Source organism: Brotaphodocola sp. (assembly GCF_983179755.1).
In genome coordinates this window covers 26668-46081 of record NZ_CFAHBC010000018.1, presented here as the reverse complement: position 1 = coordinate 46081, position 19414 = coordinate 26668, and the positions used below count along the sequence as shown (strand labels likewise).

The window sequence follows — 19414 nt, the reverse complement described above, 5'->3', positions numbered from 1 at the left end:
ATCTCTTTTTCTTAAAAATTCATCCCCACATTCACGAGCGTTTCTTTCTTCTGTACCATCAGTCCAACGATCAGTCCGATCAGCGCCGGGACGATCCAGCCGAGATTCAGATCAAAGAATGGCAGAAATCTCTCTGCAAATTCCACAGCAAGGTCGAGGTGAAGCGCCATTTGGAGCTGTTTTGGAAGTGACCCCAAAAAATCAAACAACGAAGCTGACCAGGTGAATACAGTGACCCAGAGATAAACATTTTGATTATGTTCAAAATATTTTCCAAACAGTGCAAGCAGGATCAGCGTGATTGCCGGTGGGTAAATCAGCATCAGCACGGGCACGGAGTAGCGGATGATCGTCGAGAGCCCCATGTTTGAGATAAAAAATGAAAACGCGGTAAACAGAATCGCCCAGGCAGTGTAGGACAGGCGGTTTGGAAACATTTTTTCAAAAGTCTCAGCGCAACTTGTCACGAGTCCGATTGAGGTCTTTAAGCAGGCAAATGTGATTGTGATGGCGAGGATCAGCATGCCAGCTTTGCCAAGATAATGGCTTGAGATCTGGGAAAGCGCGATTCCTCCATTCTCAGAAACGGCAAACAGTCCGAGTGACTGTGCGCCGATCAGGATTGTCAGCATGTAGATCAATGCCATCAACAGTCCGGCGAGGATGCCGGAGTGCAGGACTTCTCTTGCGACAGCGTCATCTTCGTTCACACCCATCTGGCGAATCACATTGATGACGACGATACCGAAGGCGAGACCGGCGATCGCATCCATTGTTCCGTATCCTTCAGACAATGCGTGAAACAGAGCACCGCTTTCATAAGAGGCATCCGGAATCGCGGAAGCGATCGAAATACTCGGATGAAGCAGGGCAGAGAAAATCAGGATTGCGAGGAAAAATAAAAACAGCGGGTTGATGATTTTTCCGATCCAGAGTGTGATATTTCCCGGTTTTAAGGAGAAAAACAGTACCAGTCCGAAAAAGATGGCGGAAAACAGAAAGAGAGCGAAACGCTCCGAAATCTGAGTCCCAAGCATCGGAGCAATTCCGGTTGTGAAGGATGTCGTCGCACATCTTGGAATCGCAAAGCACGGACCGATCGTCAAGTAGAGCAGACAGGTAAAAACGTAGCTGTACCGTCTGCCGACTTTTGACGCGAGCGATTGAAGTCCGTCGGAGTGTGTGTTGCCGATCGATGCAACGCCGAGAATCGGAATTCCCACCGCAGTGATGATAAAGCCGATCATAGAGGGGAAAAGATTGCGACCGGAAAGCTGTCCGAGATGAACCGGGAAAATCAAATTTCCGGCACCGAAAAACATGCCAAACAGAGTGACAGCCACCAAAGTGCGTTGACTGAAGGAAAGATGGGAGAGTTGTCTTTGTTCTATCATAAAAATCACCTCATTATATTCGTTGTACGATTCGTTACATATTAAATCTTTATATAATACTCATTGTAAGCTCCAACTTGCAGTTTGGGAAATCCATCTTTATAATAGAAGTATGACAAAGTGTAATATCCATTGTCATAGCGATAAATGCACAGAAGAACACGCAATAACCCAAACAGAGCAGAAGGAGGCGACAAAACAAATAGATGGATGCAAAAAAACTGGAGATTTTGATGACGGCGGTGGATTTAGGGAGCTTTTCCAAGGCCTCGGAAGTTGTGGGATACACGCAGTCGGGACTGACTCATCTTGTGAACAGCTTGGAGCGGGAGATCGGATTTCTGCTGATTGTCAGGAGTCATAACGGGATTTCTCTGACGGAGCAGGGGCGGGAGCTTGTGCCGGCGATCCGACAGTTTTTGCAGGCGAATGCGAATCTGGAAAATCGGATTCAGGCGATCGCGAAACAGCAGATGGAGACGATCCGCATTGCGGCCTATGCGAGTATGGCGATGTGCTGGATGCCGGAAATTCTTTATCGGTTTCGACGAATCTGCCCGAATGTCGATGTGGATCTGCGCATGGTGGATCACGCGCTCGAGCCGTTTGAACTGCTTGAGGAAGGAAAGACCGATGTGATTTTTGCAAGTCGGCAGGACGTGGGAAAATGCGAATGGACACCGCTCTATCAGGAACTTCTCTATGCGATCCTGCCGAAAAATTATCCGCTTGAGGGGCGGAGAGAATTTCCGCTGAAAGAATTTGAGGGAAAAGATTTTCTGATGCCCTACGGTCGATTTGACATCGATGTGCACAGGACATTTGGGGAAGCCGGGGTCAAGGCAAAAGAGCAGACCGTCTATGTCGATGATGAGACGGTGATCCGTATGGTGGGAAAAGGACTTGGAATCTCGATGATGTCAGAGCTGATGATCCGTGGAAATACGGATGATGTCTGCTGTGTCCCGGTCACGCCGAGAAGCCTTCGCGAACTGGGAATGGGGACGGAGAAAGGCGTAGCACTCTCAGAAAATATGCAGAAGCTGAAAGATTGCGTCTTGGAATATATTCGGGAGGCAGAGCAAAGAAAGGGAGTTGGGACAAACTGTTTTACAGAGTTGTAGAAATCCGGTGGGGAGAAAAAATCAAACAGTGAAATGAGATGCAGACAGGGCGGATCGCAAAAAAGGGGCTATGCTGATGGGACGCTGAAAAAAACTTGACTTTTCTGACTGAAATGAGTAGAATGAATCATAGACTATGAATTGTTTCGAACGATGTGAGGATTGAAGCGTAAAGAATGGTAGGAAAATCAGGATACCAGGATACTCATATTAGTTTCGGACAGTCATATCTGCAATCATAATTTATTTTAAGAAAATATTTAAGAAAAGCGAAGATCGTGTTTTTAAGATACTGTTTCCGGTCAGAGAGAAGAGGTCGTCGGCTGTGAGCCCCTTTCCGTTCAGACAGATATCCGAATTTCCCACGGGAGCTTCATTGCTGAATACCGAGAGAAAGAGTGGTTGGGTAGGCATTGACGTTTGGTGTACGTTACGCACCGGAAAGTGTCTGTGACAGAGTAGGGTTTATCTGTTTGCAGGAAGCTGGGTGGTACCGCGGTAGAATTATTGTCTAATCGTCCCTTTGCACATTTGTGCAGAGGGATTTTTTTGTTTCCACAAAGTTAAATTTCCACAAAGTCAAAGCTGGATGTGCGGATTGCAGAACATGTTTCACAGTAATAGAAAAGGAGAGAAATCATGCAGGATTTAAAAGAGCTGAATGAAGTGATCGCTTCGATCAAAGAAAAAATCCGTGAGGGCGCAGATGATCTGACGACTTCGAGAAGTGTCTATGAGTTCAAGAAGACCTTTTTGGACAACAAGCAGGGTAAGATCGGTCTTCTGATGAAGGAGATGCGCAACGTTCCGAACGATCAGAAGGCAGAGTTCGGTAAGACGATCAACAGCGCAAAGGAGTGGGCAAACGAATTCTTTGACGAGCTGGATCAGAAGCTGAAGGAGAAGGAGCAGGAGATGAGATATAAGTCTGAGAAGATTGATATCTCGATGCCTCCGGTAAAGATCCGCTACGGCAACCTGCATCCGGTAACGACCGTTCGCAATCAGCTGACCGACATCTTCGCATCGATGGGATTTGAGGTGTATGAGGGAACGGAGATCGAGACCGATTACTACAACTTCACTGCACTGAACACCCCGCAGGATCACCCGGCGCGTGACATGCAGGATACGTTCTATCTGTCTCCGGAGTTCCTGCTTCGTACCCAGACTTCCGCAGGTCAGGTTCATGTCATGGAAGCAAAGAAACCGCCGATCAAGGTCGTTTCCCCGGGTAAAGTATTCCGTTCCGATGACGATGCAACCCATTCTCCGATGTTCAGCCAGATGGAGGGTCTTGTCGTTGATGAGGGCATCACGCTCTGCGATTTGAAGGGCATGCTTGATATGTTCGTTCAGAGAATTTTCGGTGAGTCCACCAAGACCAGACTTCGCCCGTCCTACTTCCCGTTCACGGAGCCGTCTGTTGAGGTTGATGTGAGCTGTTTCCAGTGCGGAGGCAAGGGATGCAGACTGTGCAAGGGAACCGGCTGGATTGAGGTTCTCGGCGCAGGCGTTGTAAACAAGAAAGTGCTCGAGAACTGCGGAATTGATTCCGAGAAGTACAGCGGATTTGCGTTCGGTCTGGGTCTGGAGCGTATCGCAATGCTGAAATATGGCATTAACAATATCAAAATGCTGTTTGAGTCTGATCTGCGTGTGCTGGATCAGATCGATGACTGATCAGGACAGGAGGATTAGAAATGCTTGTACCGTTAAGCTGGTTAAATGACTATGTAGATATCAATGTTTCCGCAGATGAGCTGGAGAAAAAATTGTTCGACTGTGGATTTGAGGTAGAAGAAAAATGGCAGGTGGGAAAGGACATCAGCGGAATCGTTGTCGGCTATGTGGAGTCCTGTGAGCCGATTCCGGAGACTCATCTCCATGTATGTCAGGTAAATGTAGGCGGACCGGAGCTTCTTCAGATCTGCTGTGGAGCTGACAATGTAAAGGCAGGCGGAAAGTATCCGGTTGCGATGGTCGGCGCGAAAGTTTATGCAACTGCAAAGGATCATGTCACGATCGAGGGCGTTGTGACGATCAAGAAGGGCAAACTCAGAGGATATGAGTCTTACGGTATGCTCTGCTCCGGCGTGGAGATTGGCTTAAATGAGGATCTGTATCCGGGCGCCGGTTACTGCGGACTTCTCGTTCTGCCGGAGGATGCCGAGATTGGTGCAGATGTAAAAGAGATCACCGGACTGAACGACTGGATCTTTGACGTTTCGATCACTGCAAACCGTCCGGACTGCCAGAGCATCTTCGGTCTGGCAAGAGAGGTTTCTGCGGCTCTCGGTCAGCCACTCAAGATGCCGGCACTCGATTACACCGAGACTGAGGTGGAGAAGGAAGGCTTCGAGGTTACCGTTGAGGCACAGGATCTGTGCCCGCGTTACCTTGCACACTATGTATACGATGTAAAGCTGGGTCAGTCTCCGGCATGGATGAGAAGAAGACTTGCTCTTGTCGGCAACAATTCGATCTCAAACATCGTTGATATTACAAACTACATCATGAGAGAGCTTGGTCAGCCTCTTCACGCATTTGACTGCGATTACCTTGAGGGCAATGCAATCTGCGTGAGACGTGCAATCGAGGGTGAGAAGATCGTGACTCTCGATGAGAAGGAGTTCACATTAAATCCGAACAACCTTGTAATCTGTGACGGCAAGAAGCCGGTTGCTCTTGCAGGAATCATGGGTGGTCTGAATTCCGAGATCCGTGACACGACAACTGAGGTTATGTTCGAATCTGCAAAATTTGCCCGCGACAACATCCGTAGAAGCTCCCGTGCACTTGGTCAGTCTTCTGATGCAAGCCAGAGATACTCCAAAGGTGTCGATGAGTACGCAACTGAGATGGCAATGAAGCGCGCCCTGCATCTTGTGGAAGAGCTTGGAGCAGGAAAGGTTTCCAAGACTCACAGGAATGTGAACACCGGAAATTCCTTAGAGCCGGTTACCTTCAAGACCAGCATCAAGAAGGTAAATGGCGTTCTCGGAATCACGGTTCCGGACGAGGATATTCTTCGCATTCTGACCGGTCTGAACTTCCAGCCGGAGATCAATGGCGATGAGCTGACGATGCATTTCCCGGCATACCGTGAGGATATGGAGGATTACCCGGATGTCGCTGAGGAAGTTATCCGTATGTATGGCTATGAGCACATCAATTCTACCTTCCTTCCGACTGCAAAGGTAACGATCGGTGGAAGCAATCTGCGCCAGAAGACGATTCTGAAGGTGAAGAGAGCGCTGTGCAGTGTTGATGCTTTTGAGGGAATCCATTATTCCTTCTTCTCCCCGGCAGACCTTGATGAAATGGGATTTGCAGAGGATGCACCGGAGCGTCACGCAATCCGCATCATGAATCCGATCAACGAGGATCTCTCCCTGATGAGAACGACGCTTGCACCGCAGATGATTCATGCGATGGGACGCAACCAGAAGAGAGGAATTTTCGAGGGTCGTATTTTCGAGATCGGAAATGCATTTATCCCGAAGGCACTTCCGCTGACGGAGTACCCGGAGGAGCGTGAGACGCTGTGCATCGGTGCATTTGGTAAGGACGAGTCCTTCTTCACCTTAAAGGGAATGGCAGAGACCGTTGCAGATGTTCTGCACATCTCCTTCACCTATGAGAGAACCGAGAAACCGTTCCTGCACCCGTATCAGACGGCGAGCATTCTCTGCGAGGGCGAAAAGATCGGTTACTTTGGAAAGGTAAAATATGAGATCATGAAGGAAGAGGCAATGCGTGAGGATGCCTACGTTCTGGAGATCAACATGAAGGCGCTTGAGAAGTGGTATGGCAAGGCACCGGTATTTGAACCGCTTCCGAAGTTTGCTGAGGAGAAGCGCGACCTGGCTCTTGTCATGGATAAGGACATCACCTGTGGACAGGTTGAGGAGTGCATCTACCAGGCAAGCCCGTTTGTAAAGGATGTCACCCTCTTTGACGTATATGAGGGCAAGCAGATCCTTTCCAACAAGAAGTCTATGGCATTTACCGTTCTGTTCACTCCGAAGGATGAGGCATTCGGCGCTGATACCGTGGACGGATATGTAAAGAAGATCTTAAAGCAGTTGAATAAGACTTACGGAATTGAGCTGAGAAGCTGATCGATCGTTGAGTCGATGATCGGGAAACTTGTAAACCATAAATCGAATTACAAGTTGACATAGATGGCAGTTCGTGATAAAGTTTATTATTATTGTAAAAAAGAAATCATAAGAAGACTATGAAGAAATAGAGAAAAGCGAGGAATTTGTTCATGACTGCCGAGAAAAATTCTGTAAATAACGAGGAGATCTATGCAAAGGTTTTTGCTCAGGAGGAACCGAATCTGACGAGAGATGAGGCGATTGCACTGATTAATTTGCCGGATGAGAGACTTGGCGATTTGATGCGCGTCGCAGGAAATCTGCGGACGAAGTACAAGGGAAATCGCGTGAGCATCCATATTTTGACAAATGCGAGAAGCGGAAACTGTTCTCAGAACTGTGCGTACTGTGCACAGTCGAGCCGTTCTCAGGCGGATATTGACAAGTACAAGTGGGTTGCAGATGAGAAGCTCTACCGCGACAATACGTTTGTTCAGGAGAATCATCTCTCCCGCCACTGTATTGGACTGAGTGGAATGGGATTTAGCGATGCTGAGATCGAGGAACTTGCAGAGAAAATCCGCGTGATGAAGGCGGAGGGAACTCATCTTTGCTGTTCAATCGGGTTCCTGACCGAAAAGCAGGCCCTGATGCTCAAAGATGCCGGTCTTGACCGAATCAACCACAACTTAAACAGCAGTCGCTCCTACTATCACAATATCTGTACGACACACACTTACGAACAGCGCGTGCAGAATATTCGCATGCTTCAGAGACTTGGATTTGAGATTTGCAGTGGTGGAATCATTGGAATGGGAGAGAGCAAGGAGGATGTTGTCGACATGCTTCTCGACCTTCGCGAGATTCGCCCGCAGGCACTTCCGATCAATTTCCTGATCCCGATTCCGGGCACCCCGCTTGAGGGGATCGATACCTCGATTCTGACACCGGAATACGGTCTGAAAGTGCTCTGCCTTGCGCGCCTTCTCGTTCCGCAGACCGATATCCGCTGTGCGGCAGGACGTGAGATCTATTTCAAGGGAAGAGAGAAGGAGCTTTTGAGCGTTGTCGATTCGATCTTTGCATCGGGATACTTAACTGCCGGTGGTCAGGGAATTTCCGATACTGTGAAGGCAGTCACGGATGCCGGATTTACCTGTGAGATTGAGTCCTCCGGTGTGTAGAAGATTTTGAGGATTTACCGGCATTCTGAGAGGAATTTACCCGTTTTTGAACCGACTTAACATGACGATGTTTTTGCGCTGTGCTGGCTTGTGTGCATGGATAGAGGAGCTTCGCAATCTGAGAAACCTCTTCTGCACTCAACGCATAGCGCTTTTTTGATGCGATCGGAGCGACGATTTTTGGCAGAGTGCGGTAAGTTGCCGTGACACTCTCCGTCGTCCGTCTGGGAACGGATTTCAAATCACAGTGATCAGAAAAGACGATGACCGAGTGGATGGGTACCTCTTTTTTTGTTGTCTTTTTGCTTGTTTGCGCAAAAATTTCACGGGCTTCTCTGGACAGAAGCTCTTTTAAACAGGAAATATGGGAGTGGTTTTGCAAAATTGGGTTAAAAAAAGTGTTCTGCGTCATCGAATGTCCCTTTGCCGGCAATGTCTGCGTCCAGTATTCGTCGGCTTCCTTTCCTGCGATTATGCCTCCGTAATTTTTACTCTCAAACACATAGATTCCGCTGTGATGAATCATCAGTGCGTCAATCTCGGTCGTCTCCCCGGAACGCCATGGGAGATAGCAGTTAAAGAGAAAATGAGCGCCGTCTCTCTCGTAGGAGGCGAGATTCTGATAAATCTGATATTCGCCGTAAGCACCCTTGTCCTTTTGGATTTTCCGATAGGAATTGTGCGTGATTTTGTGGTAGGTGGTCTTGTAAAACTGTCCGGCAGGGCTGTTTGTAAAGCGATGCCATAAGAGTGCAAGAACACCCGCAAGGACAAGGATCAAAATGAAAACAGACAGGTTGTTGTTGAGTAATTGCATGATTGGTTGTATCCTCCGGTTTTCTGTTATCTGAGTGTTATTATACGCAGAGATTTTCTCTTCGACAAGATTGATTTTATTCGTTTTCGGCTTTTTGTATAGTCGGAAAAAGGTCGGTTTTAAGGGGCGTATCGCCGGAAAGGCGGGAGCATGCGAGACGGGAGACAGAATTTTTTATGGAATCCGCATATAGACAAAGTGGAATTCTCCTCGTATAATAGGACTTGCAGTGTCATATATAAATACTATATATTGATACATGAACGTGGAAAATAACTATATATAGTTGGGAGACGAGCGGGGATGAAAGTACAGAAACGGGATGGAAGAATCGCGGTTTATGATGCCAACAAGATCCGGGCGGCAATTCGCAGAGCAAATGAGACGGTAGAGGAATCTGAGCAGGCAGATGCAGGGCTTGTGGAGCAGACGATTCGCTGTGTGGAAGAGCAGGCAGAGGATGTGATTCCGGTTGATACAATTCGGGATCTGGTCGAGAGACAGATGATGGGGCACAACAAATATATGCTGGCGAAGAAATATATGCTTTACCGTTATCAGCGTGCACTGCTTCAGAAGACCAACACAACGGATGAATCGATTTTGAAATTGATTCGCAATGAGAATAAGGAGCTGGCGGAGGAGAACTCCAACAAGAACACCGTGCTCGCGTCAACGCAGAGAGACTATATTGCGGGAGAGGTGTCGAGAGATGTGACGAAACGATTGCTTCTTTCGGAGAAGATCACTCTCGCGCATGAGAACGGGGTTCTGCATTTCCATGATGCCGATTATTTTATTCAGCCAATTTTTAACTGCTGTCTGATCGATATTGCGGACATGCTCGACAATGGAACGGTGATGAACGGAAAGATGATTGAGACGCCGAAGAGCTTTCAGGTCGCATGCATCGTCATGACGCAGATTATTGCAGCAGTCGGAAGCAACCAGTACGGCGGGCAGTCTGTGGCAGTCAAGCATCTCGGAAAGTATCTGCGCCGGAGTCGCGAGAAATTTGAGCGGGAATTGGTCGAGGAGTTTCACGATGAGATGAGTGCCGAGGAGCGCGAGCGGATTGTGGGAATCCGTCTGCGGGACGAGCTTCGCTCCGGTGTTCAGACAATTCAGTATCAGATCAATACGTTGATGACGACGAACGGTCAGGCGCCTTTTGTGACCCTGTTTTTGCAGATTGATCCGGATGATGAGTATGTGGAAGAGAATGTGATGATCATTCGTGAGATTCTCAGACAGCGCATTCAGGGCACAAAGAATGACGCAGGAGTCTATGTGACCCCAGCGTTTCCGAAACTGATCTATGTGCTTGACGAGTGCAACTGCTTAAAGGGTGGTCCGTATGACGATGTGACTCGCATGGCAGTGGAGTGCTCGGCAAAGAGAATGTACCCGGATTATATTTCTGCAAAGAAAATGCGCGAGAATTATGAGGGAAATGTTTTCAGCTGTATGGGATGCCGGTCTTTCCTGTCTCCGTGGAAAGATGAAAACGGAAATTATAAGTGGGAAGGTCGATTCAATCAGGGAGTTGTCAGCATCAACCTTCCGCAGATCGGAATTCTTGCGCGAGGCGATGAGGAAAAATTCTGGAAACTTCTCGATGAGAGACTCGAGCTCTGCCGTGAGGCGCTGATGTGCCGTCACAATGCGCTTCTTGGAACTCTCTCCGATGTGAGCCCGATTCACTGGCAGTATGGGGCGATTGCGCGCCTGAAAAAGGGAGAAAAGATTGATCGCTTCTTAAAGGATGGTTATTCGACCCTCTCACTTGGCTATATTGGCATTTATGAGATGACGTATCTGATGAAGGGTGTCAGCCACACAGATCCGGTCGGACGGGAATTTGCGTGGAAGGTCATGAAGTACATGCATGACAAGACTAAGGCGTGGAAACTCGAGACGGGTCTGGGATTTGGACTCTACGGAACACCGGCGGAATCTCTCTGTTACCGCTTTGCGCGGATTGACCAGCAGAAATATGGTGTGATTGAAAATGTGACTGACAAGGGATATTACACGAATTCCTACCATGTCGATGTGCGTGAGAAGATCAATGCATTTGATAAGTTCCGCTTTGAGAGCGAGTTTCAGAACCTCTCGACAGGTGGTGCGATCTCTTATGTTGAAGTTCCGAACATGATGAACAACCTCAAGGCGATGGAGACGCTTGTGACCTACATCTATGACAATATCCAGTATGCGGAGTTTAACACAAAGTCAGATTACTGTCAGGTCTGTGGATACGAGGGCGAGATCAAACTCAATGACAATCTGGAGTGGGAGTGCCCTCAGTGTGGAAATAAGGATCACAGCAAGATGAATGTGACCCGACGCACCTGTGGATATCTCGGAGAGAATTTCTGGAACACCGGAAAGACGAAGGAGATCAAGAGCAGAGTTTTGCACCTGTAACTTTTATTTATGAAAAGAATGACAGGTGAATGTTCTGCCATTTGAAGATAGGGAATTTTTGTACTAACCGAAAGGATTATCGTTTTATGAATTACGCAACAATCAAGTCAGTGGACATTGCAAATGGACCAGGAGTGAGAGTGTCTCTGTTTGTGAGTGGATGCCCGCACCACTGCAAGGCATGTTTCAATGAGGAGGCATGGGACTATCAGTACGGCGAGCCATTTACAGAGGAGACGCAGGAACATCTGCTGAGTCTTCTGGCACCGGATTATATTGAGGGAATGACTCTGCTTGGTGGAGAGCCGATGTACCCGAAGAATCAAGAAGCTCTGCTCCCGTTTGTGAAAAAAATTCGCGACACCTATCCGAACAAGACGATCTGGTGCTTCACCGGATATGATTTTGAAAAGGAAATTCTTGCAAAGATGGTGCCGGAATCAGAGACGACGAGAGAACTTCTCCCACTCTTTGATGTGATGGTAGATGGACGCTTTGTGGAAGAAAAACGAAATCTGAGCCTAAAATTCCGTGGTTCTGAAAACCAGAGGATTCTTAATGTAAAAGAGTCGCTGAGAGAGGGCAAAGCAGTTTGGGTCGAGGAATTTCGCTAAGAAATAGCAATAGCCTGGTTAAAAGATAATTGTTCAATCGAAAACCAGAACATGATTTCGGAAAACTGGAAAGCACGAACAGAAACTTAAATAATCAGAAAAATAGAGAATTATGTGAGGCGCTTTTTATATATTCTAAGTTACACCATGCGAATCATCAGCTGGTAACTTCTTGCAGTGTGCGCCGCGAGTCTCTGAACCTGATATTTGTGAATGAATTCATCGTCCTCGTCCATTCGGATCGCACATCCATTCCACGGTTCGATACAGAGAAACGGAGCATGTTTGCCGTTTGGAGTCCAGAATCCGATTCCGCTAAAATCCGGGTAGGCAACCTCGACACCGTGACCACTGTTGCGATTGATGAGACGCACCACATGGGAAGCCGTTTTCTCAAAGTAGACGGCATCCTGATCGAAGAGGTCATAGCAGAGCGGTATTATGGACTCGTTTTCGAGAGTGATCGTTCCGTGTCTTGCAGGATCAAATTCCAGTTTTTCCAGATCGTAGAGCACGGAGAAGATGGATTCCTTCTTCTCAAATTCCAACTGATAATCTTCAAAGACAGCGCCATCCTCCATCGGGCAGAGAAAGCCCGGGTGTGCACCGATGCAGTAGCAGATCTCATGGTTCATTGGATTTTCTACCTGATAAGTCATCGAGAGGGTTCCATTTTCAAGACGATAGGTCAGAGTCAACACAAACTCATACGGGTAGTGAACCCTCGTTTCCTTATTTGCGCGGAGTGTAAAGCGCACCTCACAGTCAGAGACCTGTTCTGCCCCGAATTCAGAGGTACGGCAGAATCCATGCTTGGCAAGCTCGTACCATTCGCCGTCAAATTTTGTGCGGTTGTTTCGGCTGTTTCCAATTGCAGGAAAGAGCAGGGGAGAGCAGAATCCCCAGACTGCCGGATCTCTCTGCCAGATGTGTTCTCTGCCGGAGGCGTCTTTCAAGGAGATTAACTGCGCGCCGAGGGAGTCGATCGATGCAGATACAAACATTGCGTCATTATGAGTGTTATCATGAATCTTATCGTGAATTGTGAAAATCATAAGCCGAAATCCTCACTTTCTCTTTTGTGTTCTTGAAGTTATTTTTATTTATCAATATCTACCAATATCCATCAACTATCTCAATCTTATTCTTCCCTCTGGCGCAGAGGATGTGCAGGTCCACAGCTCTCCCGGTTTGCAATGTAGAAGGGAAGATTGATTTTCATCGGGAGGGAATGTCCGCCCTCGATCCGGTCAATCAGAGTCTTGGCAGCCATCTGTCCCATCTCCTCGATCGGGATGTGGACGGTTGTCAGCATCGGATTCAGGTACTGAGCTGTCTCAATATCGTCAATACTTATGATCGAGATGTCCCCGGGAATCGAGTAACCGGCTTCCTGGATTGCGCGCATTGCTCCGATTGCAGTCATATCATTCGGGCAGAAGTAGGCGGTCGCGTCACAGTTTTGCTCAAGCAGTTTTTTTGCGCCGAGGTATCCGCCCTCGGAGGAGAGCGTCACGTTGCTGACATAACCCTTATAGACAGTGATATTTTCCGCGGAGAGAGCATCGAGATATCCACGATAGCGATTCTCCCGTTCTGTCTCCCCGATGTAGGCAATTTTTCGATGACCGAGCTGGATCAGGTGATTGATCGCTGTGACTGCGGCCTGATAGCCATCACAGATGATCTGATCGTAACGAGCGTCGAGGCTGTTGAGTCCAGCGTAGACGATGTATTGAAAATACTGCTTTAAGAATTTTAAGAGTTGTTTGTCACAGCGCCCAAGCACGGCAACTCCATCGACGTGATTGTCGGAGATCAGCCGATAAGTGCCTGGATGATGAATATCAAACGCGGAAAACGTATATTTCAGAATATAATTGTGGCGAAAGGCCTCCTTCTCAATACTGCGGGCGAGCGGGGAGAAGAAATTGTCCGTGTTGGTGTCCTCAACGCGGGCAAACAGGCAGGCGAGTGCGTGACAGCGCGAAGTGTCCGCATGCTGATCGCCTTTTTTGAGCTGACGGGCAGAGCTGTTTGGTGTGTAGCCAGTCTGGCGGACAATCTCCCAGATTCGATCCTGAACTTCTTTACTTGCCGGACAGCGCCCGCTCTTGTTGATTACGCGGGATACAGTAGAAATGGAAACTCCGGCCTGAGTCGCAATCTCTTTCAGTGTCATCTGGTTTTTTCCTCCTTTTCTTTTTATGTCTTCTCTTTTTTCCTTTTTCTTTTTTCCTTTTCTTCCGTGTTTGCGTTTTTTTATATCTTCATAAATTTGGAAAACGTTCTTTATTTACCTAAGAGTATAACGGATTTTTGAGAAAAAAGACAGAGCGGATTATACAAAAAAGAAAGGAAAAAATTAGGCAAAATAAAGCCAAACGTTTGCTCAAAAAGAGCGTGCTTTTATTGTGAAATATGTTATAATAACATTACAAACTCAAATTAAAAAAGTCAAATTATACAAAATAGAACGGAAAAATGCAAAAAAGAGGAGGTTTATTAAACGAAAGTTAAACAAAAAAAGAAGTCAAACGGAAAATGAGAACAGGATGGGAAAACAATAAGAAAAAAGATGGGGAAGAAAGCGTAAAAAAGTAAGTAGACAAAAACAAATTAAGAAATAAGTGGGGAACAAACAAGAAAGTAACAAAGAAAAAGAACTATAAAAAAGAGAAGGAGGAAACGAGATGTCTTCTGATGCAGGGAAGCAGAAAAAGAAGGAAAAAGATCTGATCGGACAGATTCCGAATGGGGGATGGCTTCTGATCTCACTGCTCGTCGCGATTGGACTGTGGAAATGGTTGTCGATCAATCCAAGAACATCCCGCAGTTTTCCATTTTTACCGGAAGTATTAGAGGCACTTAAGACGATGGTTGGGCGCGGAGTGCTCTGGAACGATTTTGCAAGCAGTATGATCTCGGTGGTTCTCGGATTTGTACTTGGATTTGTGACTTCCGTGCCGGTTGCATTTTTGATGGCATGGTATCGTCCGGTTCGCTACATTGTGGAGCCGTGGATTCAGTTTATCCGAAATATCCCACCGTTAGCTTATGTACCGCTCGTAGTTATCTCTGCGGGTGTTGGACGCAGACCCCAGGTCATTGTCATCTGGCTGGCGACCTTCCTGATTATGACCGTGACGATCTATCAGGGCGTGCGAAATGTGGATGAGACGCTGATCAAGGCGGCGCGCGTGCTCGGAGCAAAAGACAATGATCTGTTTGTAAAAGTGATTTTCCCGGCAACGACTCCGTTTATTATCACAGCGGTTCGTCTCGGTGTTTCCGTAGCGCTGACGACTCTGATTGCGGCAGAGTCTACCGGCGCGACCGCAGGACTTGGAATGAGAATCCGGTCACTGAACAACAGCTTTGAGGTGCCGCCGATGTTGCTCTACATCATCATCATCGGTATCATCGGACTTACAAGTGAGAAGGTAATCAAATATCTGGAAAGGAAGTTTACGGGATGGCAGGAGACGAGAAACGTGTAAAAGTGAAGATTGACCATGTCGAGAAGATTTATGAGGGCAGAAAAGGAAAAATGGTCGCTCTGAATGGGGTGGATCTTGACATCATGGAAAATGAATTTATTTGCGTGGTAGGACCTTCCGGATGTGGAAAATCTACTCTGCTCAACATCATTGCAGGACTGCTTGAACCGACTTCCGGCGCAGTGTATGTGGATGGAAAGAAAGTAGAAGGAACCGGAACTGAGAGAGGCGTGGTATTCCAGCAGTATGCGCTCTTCCCGTGGCTGACGGTTCTCAAAAACGTCATGTTCGGTCTGAAATTAAAGGGCATGAATGATAAGGAAGCAAAAGAGATTGCAATGAAATACATCCGCATGGTTCAGCTTGAAGATTTCGTGGATGCCTATCCGAAGGAGCTGTCCGGTGGTATGAAACAGAGAGTTGCGATTGCGCGTGCTTATGCGGTACAACCGGAAGTGCTTCTGATGGATGAGCCGTTTGGAGCGCTCGACGCACAGACGAGAACCCAGCTTCAGTCCGAGCTGATTCGCACCTGGCAGGAGGAGAAGAAGACTTGCTTTTTCATCACTCACGATGTGGAGGAGGCAGTCATTCTTGCGACGAAAGTCATCATCATGAGCGCGCGTCCGGGACGAATCAAGAAGATCGTGAATGTCAACCTGCCGTATCCGAGAACGCAGGAGATGAAGATGGAGCTTCCGTTCCTTGATCTCAAGACTTATATCTGGGGCGAGGTTTACAAGGAATATCTGGAAGTGCGAAAGTAGGACGAGAGTTAAGTTTTAAATAAAAGACGGAGACTTGAATTGAGAAAAGAAAAAGATCAAGGAGGATCTTATTATGAGAAAACGAAGAATCTTATCAGTGGCACTGGCATCTCTTCTGGCAGTATCTTCTTTAGCAGGATGTGGAAGCAGTAAACCGGCTGAGACAAAGGCACCTGAGACTACGGCGACCGCTGAGACGAAGGCGGAAGAGACCACAGCAGAAGCAAAGGCAGAGGAGAGCAAGACCGAGGAGACCGCACAGGAGCCGATCACGCTCAACATCGCTTACATGCCGAACTATGGAAGCCTCTGGTCAGTGACGACGGCTATTGAAAAGGGATATATGGAGGAACAGGGAATCACGGTAAATATGATTGAGTTCGCAGACGGTCCGACGATCATCGCATCACTGGAGTCCGGAAGCGTGGATATCGGATACATTGGACAGGGTGCTCATAAGCTGTGTATCAATGGTCAGGCAAAGATCATTGCTCTGTCTCACATCTCAAACGGTGATGCCGTGATCGGTGGACCGGAAGTCAAGACGCTTGAGGATCTGAAAGGAAAGAAAGTGGCATACTCCTCTGGTACTTCGAGTGAGGATATTTTGACGAATGCGCTCACAAAGGCAGGTCTCTCAATGAGCGATATTAGCGCCGTTGATATGGATGCCTCCGGTATTGTGACCGCAATGGTTTCCGGTGGTGTGGATGCATGTGCAACCTGGTCTCCGAACAGCTTAAAGATTCTTGAGGAAGTGAAGGATTCCACGAAACTTGCAGATAACATGACTTTCTCCGATACGACGGTTTCTCTGGGAAGCTGGATCGTAACCCCGAAGTATGCAGAGGCAAATCAGGACAAGATCCTTCGATTCACCAAGGCGCTGTTCAAGGGAATGGATTATGCGGCAGACGGAAATTATGAGGAAGTTGCAAAGTATGTGGCAAACCAGACAAAGACGGATGAGAACAGCGTTTACGAACAGCGCGGTGATGCAGACTGGCTGACCGGTGCAGAAGTTGCAAAGGGCGCAGAGGACGGAACTGTTGAGAATTACTATAAGACCCAGCAGGAGAATTTCATCGCAGGTGGTCAGGTAGAGAAGGAAGTTCCGATTGCGGATTATGTAATGCTTGACAATATGGTAGAAGCAGGAAAATAATAGAAAAGAACCTAAAAGAATCTAGTAGAAAAGAATCAAAATAAAAATGAATCAGTAAAAACGAATCAAAAATAGGGAAAGTATAACAGCTTTAACTGTGTGGAGGCTGCCATCATCTGGTGGCAGTCTCTTGTCGTTTTAGATGGATTCAGATGTTAGACTGATTCGGACAAGAGGGACAGGAAAGGAAATAAGATCATATGCGTCATGAGTATTATCAGTACACGAAGGAAGAGCTTTTGAGCAATCCGAAGATTTCTCTGAGCTGTCTTCCGGATAATGAATCTGTATTTCGCCAGATGGCAAATCAGATGATTGAGGAGATTGAGAAGAACAATCGTGCGGAGAAAAAGACCGTGTTTATCTGCCCGGTCGGTCCGGTGGGGCAATATCCGTATTTTGTGGATATGGTGAATGAACGCGGGCTGAGTCTGAAAAATGTCTGGTTCATCAACATGGATGAGTATTTAGACGATCAGAAGCAGTGGGTTCCGATTGATCATCCGTTAAGTTTCAGGGGATTTATGGAGAGAACCGTTTACTCAAAGATTTATGAGGAACTTCTGATGCCGAAGCGGCAGAGAGTTTTCCCGGACCCGAATGATGTGGGATATATTCCGAGACTGATCGAGGAGCTTGGAGGTGTCGATATCGCGTTTGGAGGAATCGGCATCAATGGTCATGTGGCGTTCAATGAGGCAGACCCGTCTCTGACAAATGAGGAGTTTTTAAATCAGAAGACGAGAGTCCTTGCGATCACACCGGAGACGCGCACGGCAAATGCGATCGGAGATTTCAACGGTGCGCTTGAGGATATGCCACATTACTGCATTTCGATCGGGATGTATGAGATCTCTCATGCGAGAAAGATTCGTCTTGGATGTTTCCGCAACTGGCATCGGGCAGTGGTGCGGAGAGCTTCTTATGGGGAGCCAACCTCCGCATTCCCGGTGACACTTCTTCAGGGTCATCCGGATCTGACGCTGACCTTTACGGATTTTGTGGCAAATTTAGAGTAGGAAAAACGGACAGAATAGCAGGGACAGACTGGAGGGAAGCGTGCTCATGGAACTGATTTTGAAACATGGAAAAGTATATCAGAATCATGGATTTGCAAGGAAGGATGTCCGGATCAGAGACGGAAAAATCATAGAAGTGGGAGAGAATCTTGACATATCGGCATCACCATCAGCAATAACACCATCAGCAATAACATCATCAGATGTCAAGGTGCAGGTGATAGATGTGAGAGGACTCTCGGTAATTCCGGGTTTGATTGATATTCATACGCACGGTGCGGTCGGTGTGGACGTCAATTCAGCGAAGGCGGAAGATTTTGAAAAGATCTGTCGTTTTCAGGCGAGTCAGGGCGTGACAGGTTGGCAGGCCTCGATCCTGACGGATACGAAGGAACAGACTCTGTGGGCAATCGGAGAATATCGCCGTTGGAAACAGCTTTCCCACCAGGGAGCCACACTGATTGGTATCCATTTGGAGGGACCATTCCTTGCAAAGGAGTACAAGGGCGCGATGCCGGAACACCTCTTAAAAACCCCGGATCTCGAACTCTTAAAGGAGTATCAGGAGAGCGCCGGAGGGGATATCCGTTACATCACGGTGTCTCCGGAGGTTGAGGGCGTGGTTGAGGCGATCCCCCGGATGAAAAAAATGGGAATGGCAGTCGCAATCGGACATTCCGGAGCAGATTATGAGACAGCGCGTCGGGCGATTGCAAATGGGGCGACAAGTGCGACCCATGTGGGAAATGCGATGCGACTTCTGCATCAGCATGAACCGGCGATTTTTGGAGCAGTGCTTGAGGATCAGGATGTCTATGCAGAGATGATCTGCGACGGGCGCCATCTGCATCCGGGAACGGTTCGTTTTATCCTCAAGGCGAAGGGAACCGAGCATGTAGTGGCAATCACGGATTCCATCATGGCGGGAGGACTTCCGGATGGATTTTACCATCTCGGTGTCAATGAGGTTGTCGTGAAAGACGGGGACGCAAAGCTTGTCAGTGATGGGACGAGAGCAGGAAGTACACTGACTGCAATTCATGCGATTCAGAATCTCGTTCAGTTTACAGGAAAATCCCTTGCCGAAATTGTACCTTTGATGACGGAGAATCCGGCAAAGCTGATTGGAATCTATGACCGGACAGGTTCGATTGCACCACAGAAAGATGCAGACCTGACGATTCTCGATGAGAATCTGGAGGTTGTCTACACGATTGCAAGAGGAAACCTCTGTTACTCGCGGGGTAACCAGACGGAGAATCGGACTGAGAATTAAACTGAAAATCGAACCGAA

Annotated in this window: 15 protein-coding genes; 11 read left to right on the top strand and 4 right to left on the bottom strand. The window is 47.6% G+C overall.

Annotated elements, in window-relative coordinates; all coding sequences use genetic code 11:
• Positions 1–11 precede the first annotated feature (11 nt).
• A complete protein-coding gene (gene brnQ, locus AC4EVX_RS08130; RefSeq protein WP_177977920.1) occupies positions 12–1394 on the bottom strand; it encodes a branched-chain amino acid transport system II carrier protein in 1383 nt (460 codons plus the stop codon).
• Positions 1395–1600: 206 nt separating this feature from the next.
• Between brnQ and AC4EVX_RS08125 the strand changes: the two genes are divergently transcribed.
• The 4 genes from AC4EVX_RS08125 to bioB all read left to right on the top strand — a co-directional run bounded on the left by AC4EVX_RS08125 (position 1601) and on the right by bioB (position 7808).
• Positions 1601–2518 carry a LysR substrate-binding domain-containing protein gene (locus tag AC4EVX_RS08125; protein WP_177977919.1) on the top strand — a complete coding sequence of 306 codons (918 nt, stop codon included), beginning with the start codon at positions 1601–1603 and terminating at the stop codon, positions 2516–2518.
• Between the two features lie 639 nt (positions 2519–3157).
• Positions 3158–4201 carry a phenylalanine--tRNA ligase subunit alpha gene (gene pheS, locus AC4EVX_RS08120; RefSeq protein ID WP_177977918.1) on the top strand — a complete coding sequence of 348 codons (1044 nt, stop codon included), beginning with the start codon at positions 3158–3160 and terminating at the stop codon, positions 4199–4201.
• 20 nt (positions 4202–4221) lie between these two features.
• A complete protein-coding gene (pheT, locus tag AC4EVX_RS08115; protein WP_490159960.1) occupies positions 4222–6642 on the top strand; it encodes a phenylalanine--tRNA ligase subunit beta in 2421 nt (806 codons plus the stop codon).
• 152 nt (positions 6643–6794) lie between these two features.
• Positions 6795–7808: a biotin synthase BioB gene (gene bioB, locus AC4EVX_RS08110; RefSeq protein ID WP_177977916.1), complete on the top strand. Its 1014-nt coding sequence runs from the start codon at positions 6795–6797 to the stop codon at positions 7806–7808.
• Here the strand turns inward: bioB and AC4EVX_RS08105 are convergent.
• Complete coding sequence (locus AC4EVX_RS08105; protein ID WP_177977915.1) at positions 7777–8625, bottom strand: NERD domain-containing protein; 849 nt, start codon at positions 8623–8625, stop codon at positions 7777–7779. The two genes, bioB and AC4EVX_RS08105, sit on opposite strands and share 32 nt — an antisense overlap.
• 303 nt (positions 8626–8928) lie before the next feature.
• Here AC4EVX_RS08105 and nrdD point away from each other — a divergent pair, with 303 nt between their 5' ends.
• Together nrdD and nrdG are read left to right on the top strand one after the other, a co-directional pair.
• Positions 8929–11055 (top strand): anaerobic ribonucleoside-triphosphate reductase, encoded by a 2127-nt coding sequence (nrdD, locus tag AC4EVX_RS08100; protein ID WP_308451908.1) that lies wholly within the window; start codon positions 8929–8931, stop codon positions 11053–11055.
• A gap of 86 nt (positions 11056–11141) precedes the next feature.
• Positions 11142–11669, top strand: coding sequence for an anaerobic ribonucleoside-triphosphate reductase activating protein (gene nrdG / locus AC4EVX_RS08095; protein ID WP_177977913.1), 528 nt, complete (start codon positions 11142–11144; stop codon positions 11667–11669).
• Between the two features lie 140 nt (positions 11670–11809).
• On the opposite strand, the gene AC4EVX_RS08090 is transcribed toward nrdG, so the two are convergent.
• Together AC4EVX_RS08090 and AC4EVX_RS08085 are read right to left on the bottom strand one after the other, a co-directional pair.
• Positions 11810–12724 (bottom strand): aldose 1-epimerase family protein, encoded by a 915-nt coding sequence (locus tag AC4EVX_RS08090; RefSeq protein WP_490159959.1) that lies wholly within the window; start codon positions 12722–12724, stop codon positions 11810–11812.
• Between the two features lie 86 nt (positions 12725–12810).
• Entirely contained in the window at positions 12811–13851 is a 1041-nt protein-coding gene (locus AC4EVX_RS08085) for a LacI family DNA-binding transcriptional regulator (protein WP_308451836.1), read from the bottom strand.
• Between the two features lie 511 nt (positions 13852–14362).
• Between AC4EVX_RS08085 and AC4EVX_RS08080 the strand changes: the two genes are divergently transcribed.
• From AC4EVX_RS08080 to nagA, 5 genes are all read left to right on the top strand, one after another.
• Entirely contained in the window at positions 14363–15169 is an 807-nt protein-coding gene (locus tag AC4EVX_RS08080; protein ID WP_308451835.1) for an ABC transporter permease, read from the top strand.
• Complete coding sequence (locus tag AC4EVX_RS08075; protein ID WP_177977884.1) at positions 15145–15936, top strand: ABC transporter ATP-binding protein; 792 nt, start codon at positions 15145–15147, stop codon at positions 15934–15936. Before AC4EVX_RS08080 ends, AC4EVX_RS08075 begins: the two co-directional genes overlap by 25 nt.
• A gap of 73 nt (positions 15937–16009) precedes the next feature.
• The gene (locus tag AC4EVX_RS08070; RefSeq protein WP_177977883.1) at positions 16010–17101 is read left to right on the top strand and encodes an ABC transporter substrate-binding protein; all 1092 of its coding nucleotides are present in this window, start codon (positions 16010–16012) and stop codon (positions 17099–17101) included.
• 200 nt (positions 17102–17301) lie between these two features.
• Positions 17302–18120, top strand: coding sequence for a linear amide C-N hydrolase (locus AC4EVX_RS08065; protein WP_177977882.1), 819 nt, complete (start codon positions 17302–17304; stop codon positions 18118–18120).
• Positions 18121–18166: 46 nt separating this feature from the next.
• Complete coding sequence (nagA, locus tag AC4EVX_RS08060) at positions 18167–19396, top strand: N-acetylglucosamine-6-phosphate deacetylase (RefSeq protein WP_490159958.1); 1230 nt, start codon at positions 18167–18169, stop codon at positions 19394–19396.
• Positions 19397–19414 lie beyond the last annotated feature (18 nt).

Bases quoted from the DNA above. Each gene is read 5' to 3' on its own strand.
- nrdG (WP_177977913.1), top strand. From the start codon at position 11,142: ATGAATTACGCAACAATCAAGTCAGTGGACATTGCAAATGGACCAGGA.
- bioB (WP_177977916.1), top strand. From the start codon at position 6,795: ATGACTGCCGAGAAAAATTCTGTAAATAACGAGGAGATCTATGCAAAG.
- AC4EVX_RS08075 (WP_177977884.1), top strand. From the start codon at position 15,145: ATGGCAGGAGACGAGAAACGTGTAAAAGTGAAGATTGACCATGTCGAG.
- AC4EVX_RS08085 (WP_308451836.1), bottom strand. From the start codon at position 13,851: ATGACACTGAAAGAGATTGCGACTCAGGCCGGAGTTTCCATTTCTACT.
- AC4EVX_RS08070 (WP_177977883.1), top strand. From the start codon at position 16,010: ATGAGAAAACGAAGAATCTTATCAGTGGCACTGGCATCTCTTCTGGCA.
- AC4EVX_RS08065 (WP_177977882.1), top strand. From the start codon at position 17,302: ATGCGTCATGAGTATTATCAGTACACGAAGGAAGAGCTTTTGAGCAAT.
- pheS (WP_177977918.1), top strand. From the start codon at position 3,158: ATGCAGGATTTAAAAGAGCTGAATGAAGTGATCGCTTCGATCAAAGAA.
- AC4EVX_RS08105 (WP_177977915.1), bottom strand. From the start codon at position 8,625: ATGCAATTACTCAACAACAACCTGTCTGTTTTCATTTTGATCCTTGTC.
- AC4EVX_RS08125 (WP_177977919.1), top strand. From the start codon at position 1,601: ATGGATGCAAAAAAACTGGAGATTTTGATGACGGCGGTGGATTTAGGG.
- nrdD (WP_308451908.1), top strand. From the start codon at position 8,929: ATGAAAGTACAGAAACGGGATGGAAGAATCGCGGTTTATGATGCCAAC.
- AC4EVX_RS08080 (WP_308451835.1), top strand. From the start codon at position 14,363: ATGTCTTCTGATGCAGGGAAGCAGAAAAAGAAGGAAAAAGATCTGATC.
- AC4EVX_RS08090 (WP_490159959.1), bottom strand. From the start codon at position 12,724: ATGATTTTCACAATTCACGATAAGATTCATGATAACACTCATAATGAC.
- brnQ (WP_177977920.1), bottom strand. From the start codon at position 1,394: ATGATAGAACAAAGACAACTCTCCCATCTTTCCTTCAGTCAACGCACT.
- nagA (WP_490159958.1), top strand. From the start codon at position 18,167: ATGGAACTGATTTTGAAACATGGAAAAGTATATCAGAATCATGGATTT.
- pheT (WP_490159960.1), top strand. From the start codon at position 4,222: ATGCTTGTACCGTTAAGCTGGTTAAATGACTATGTAGATATCAATGTT.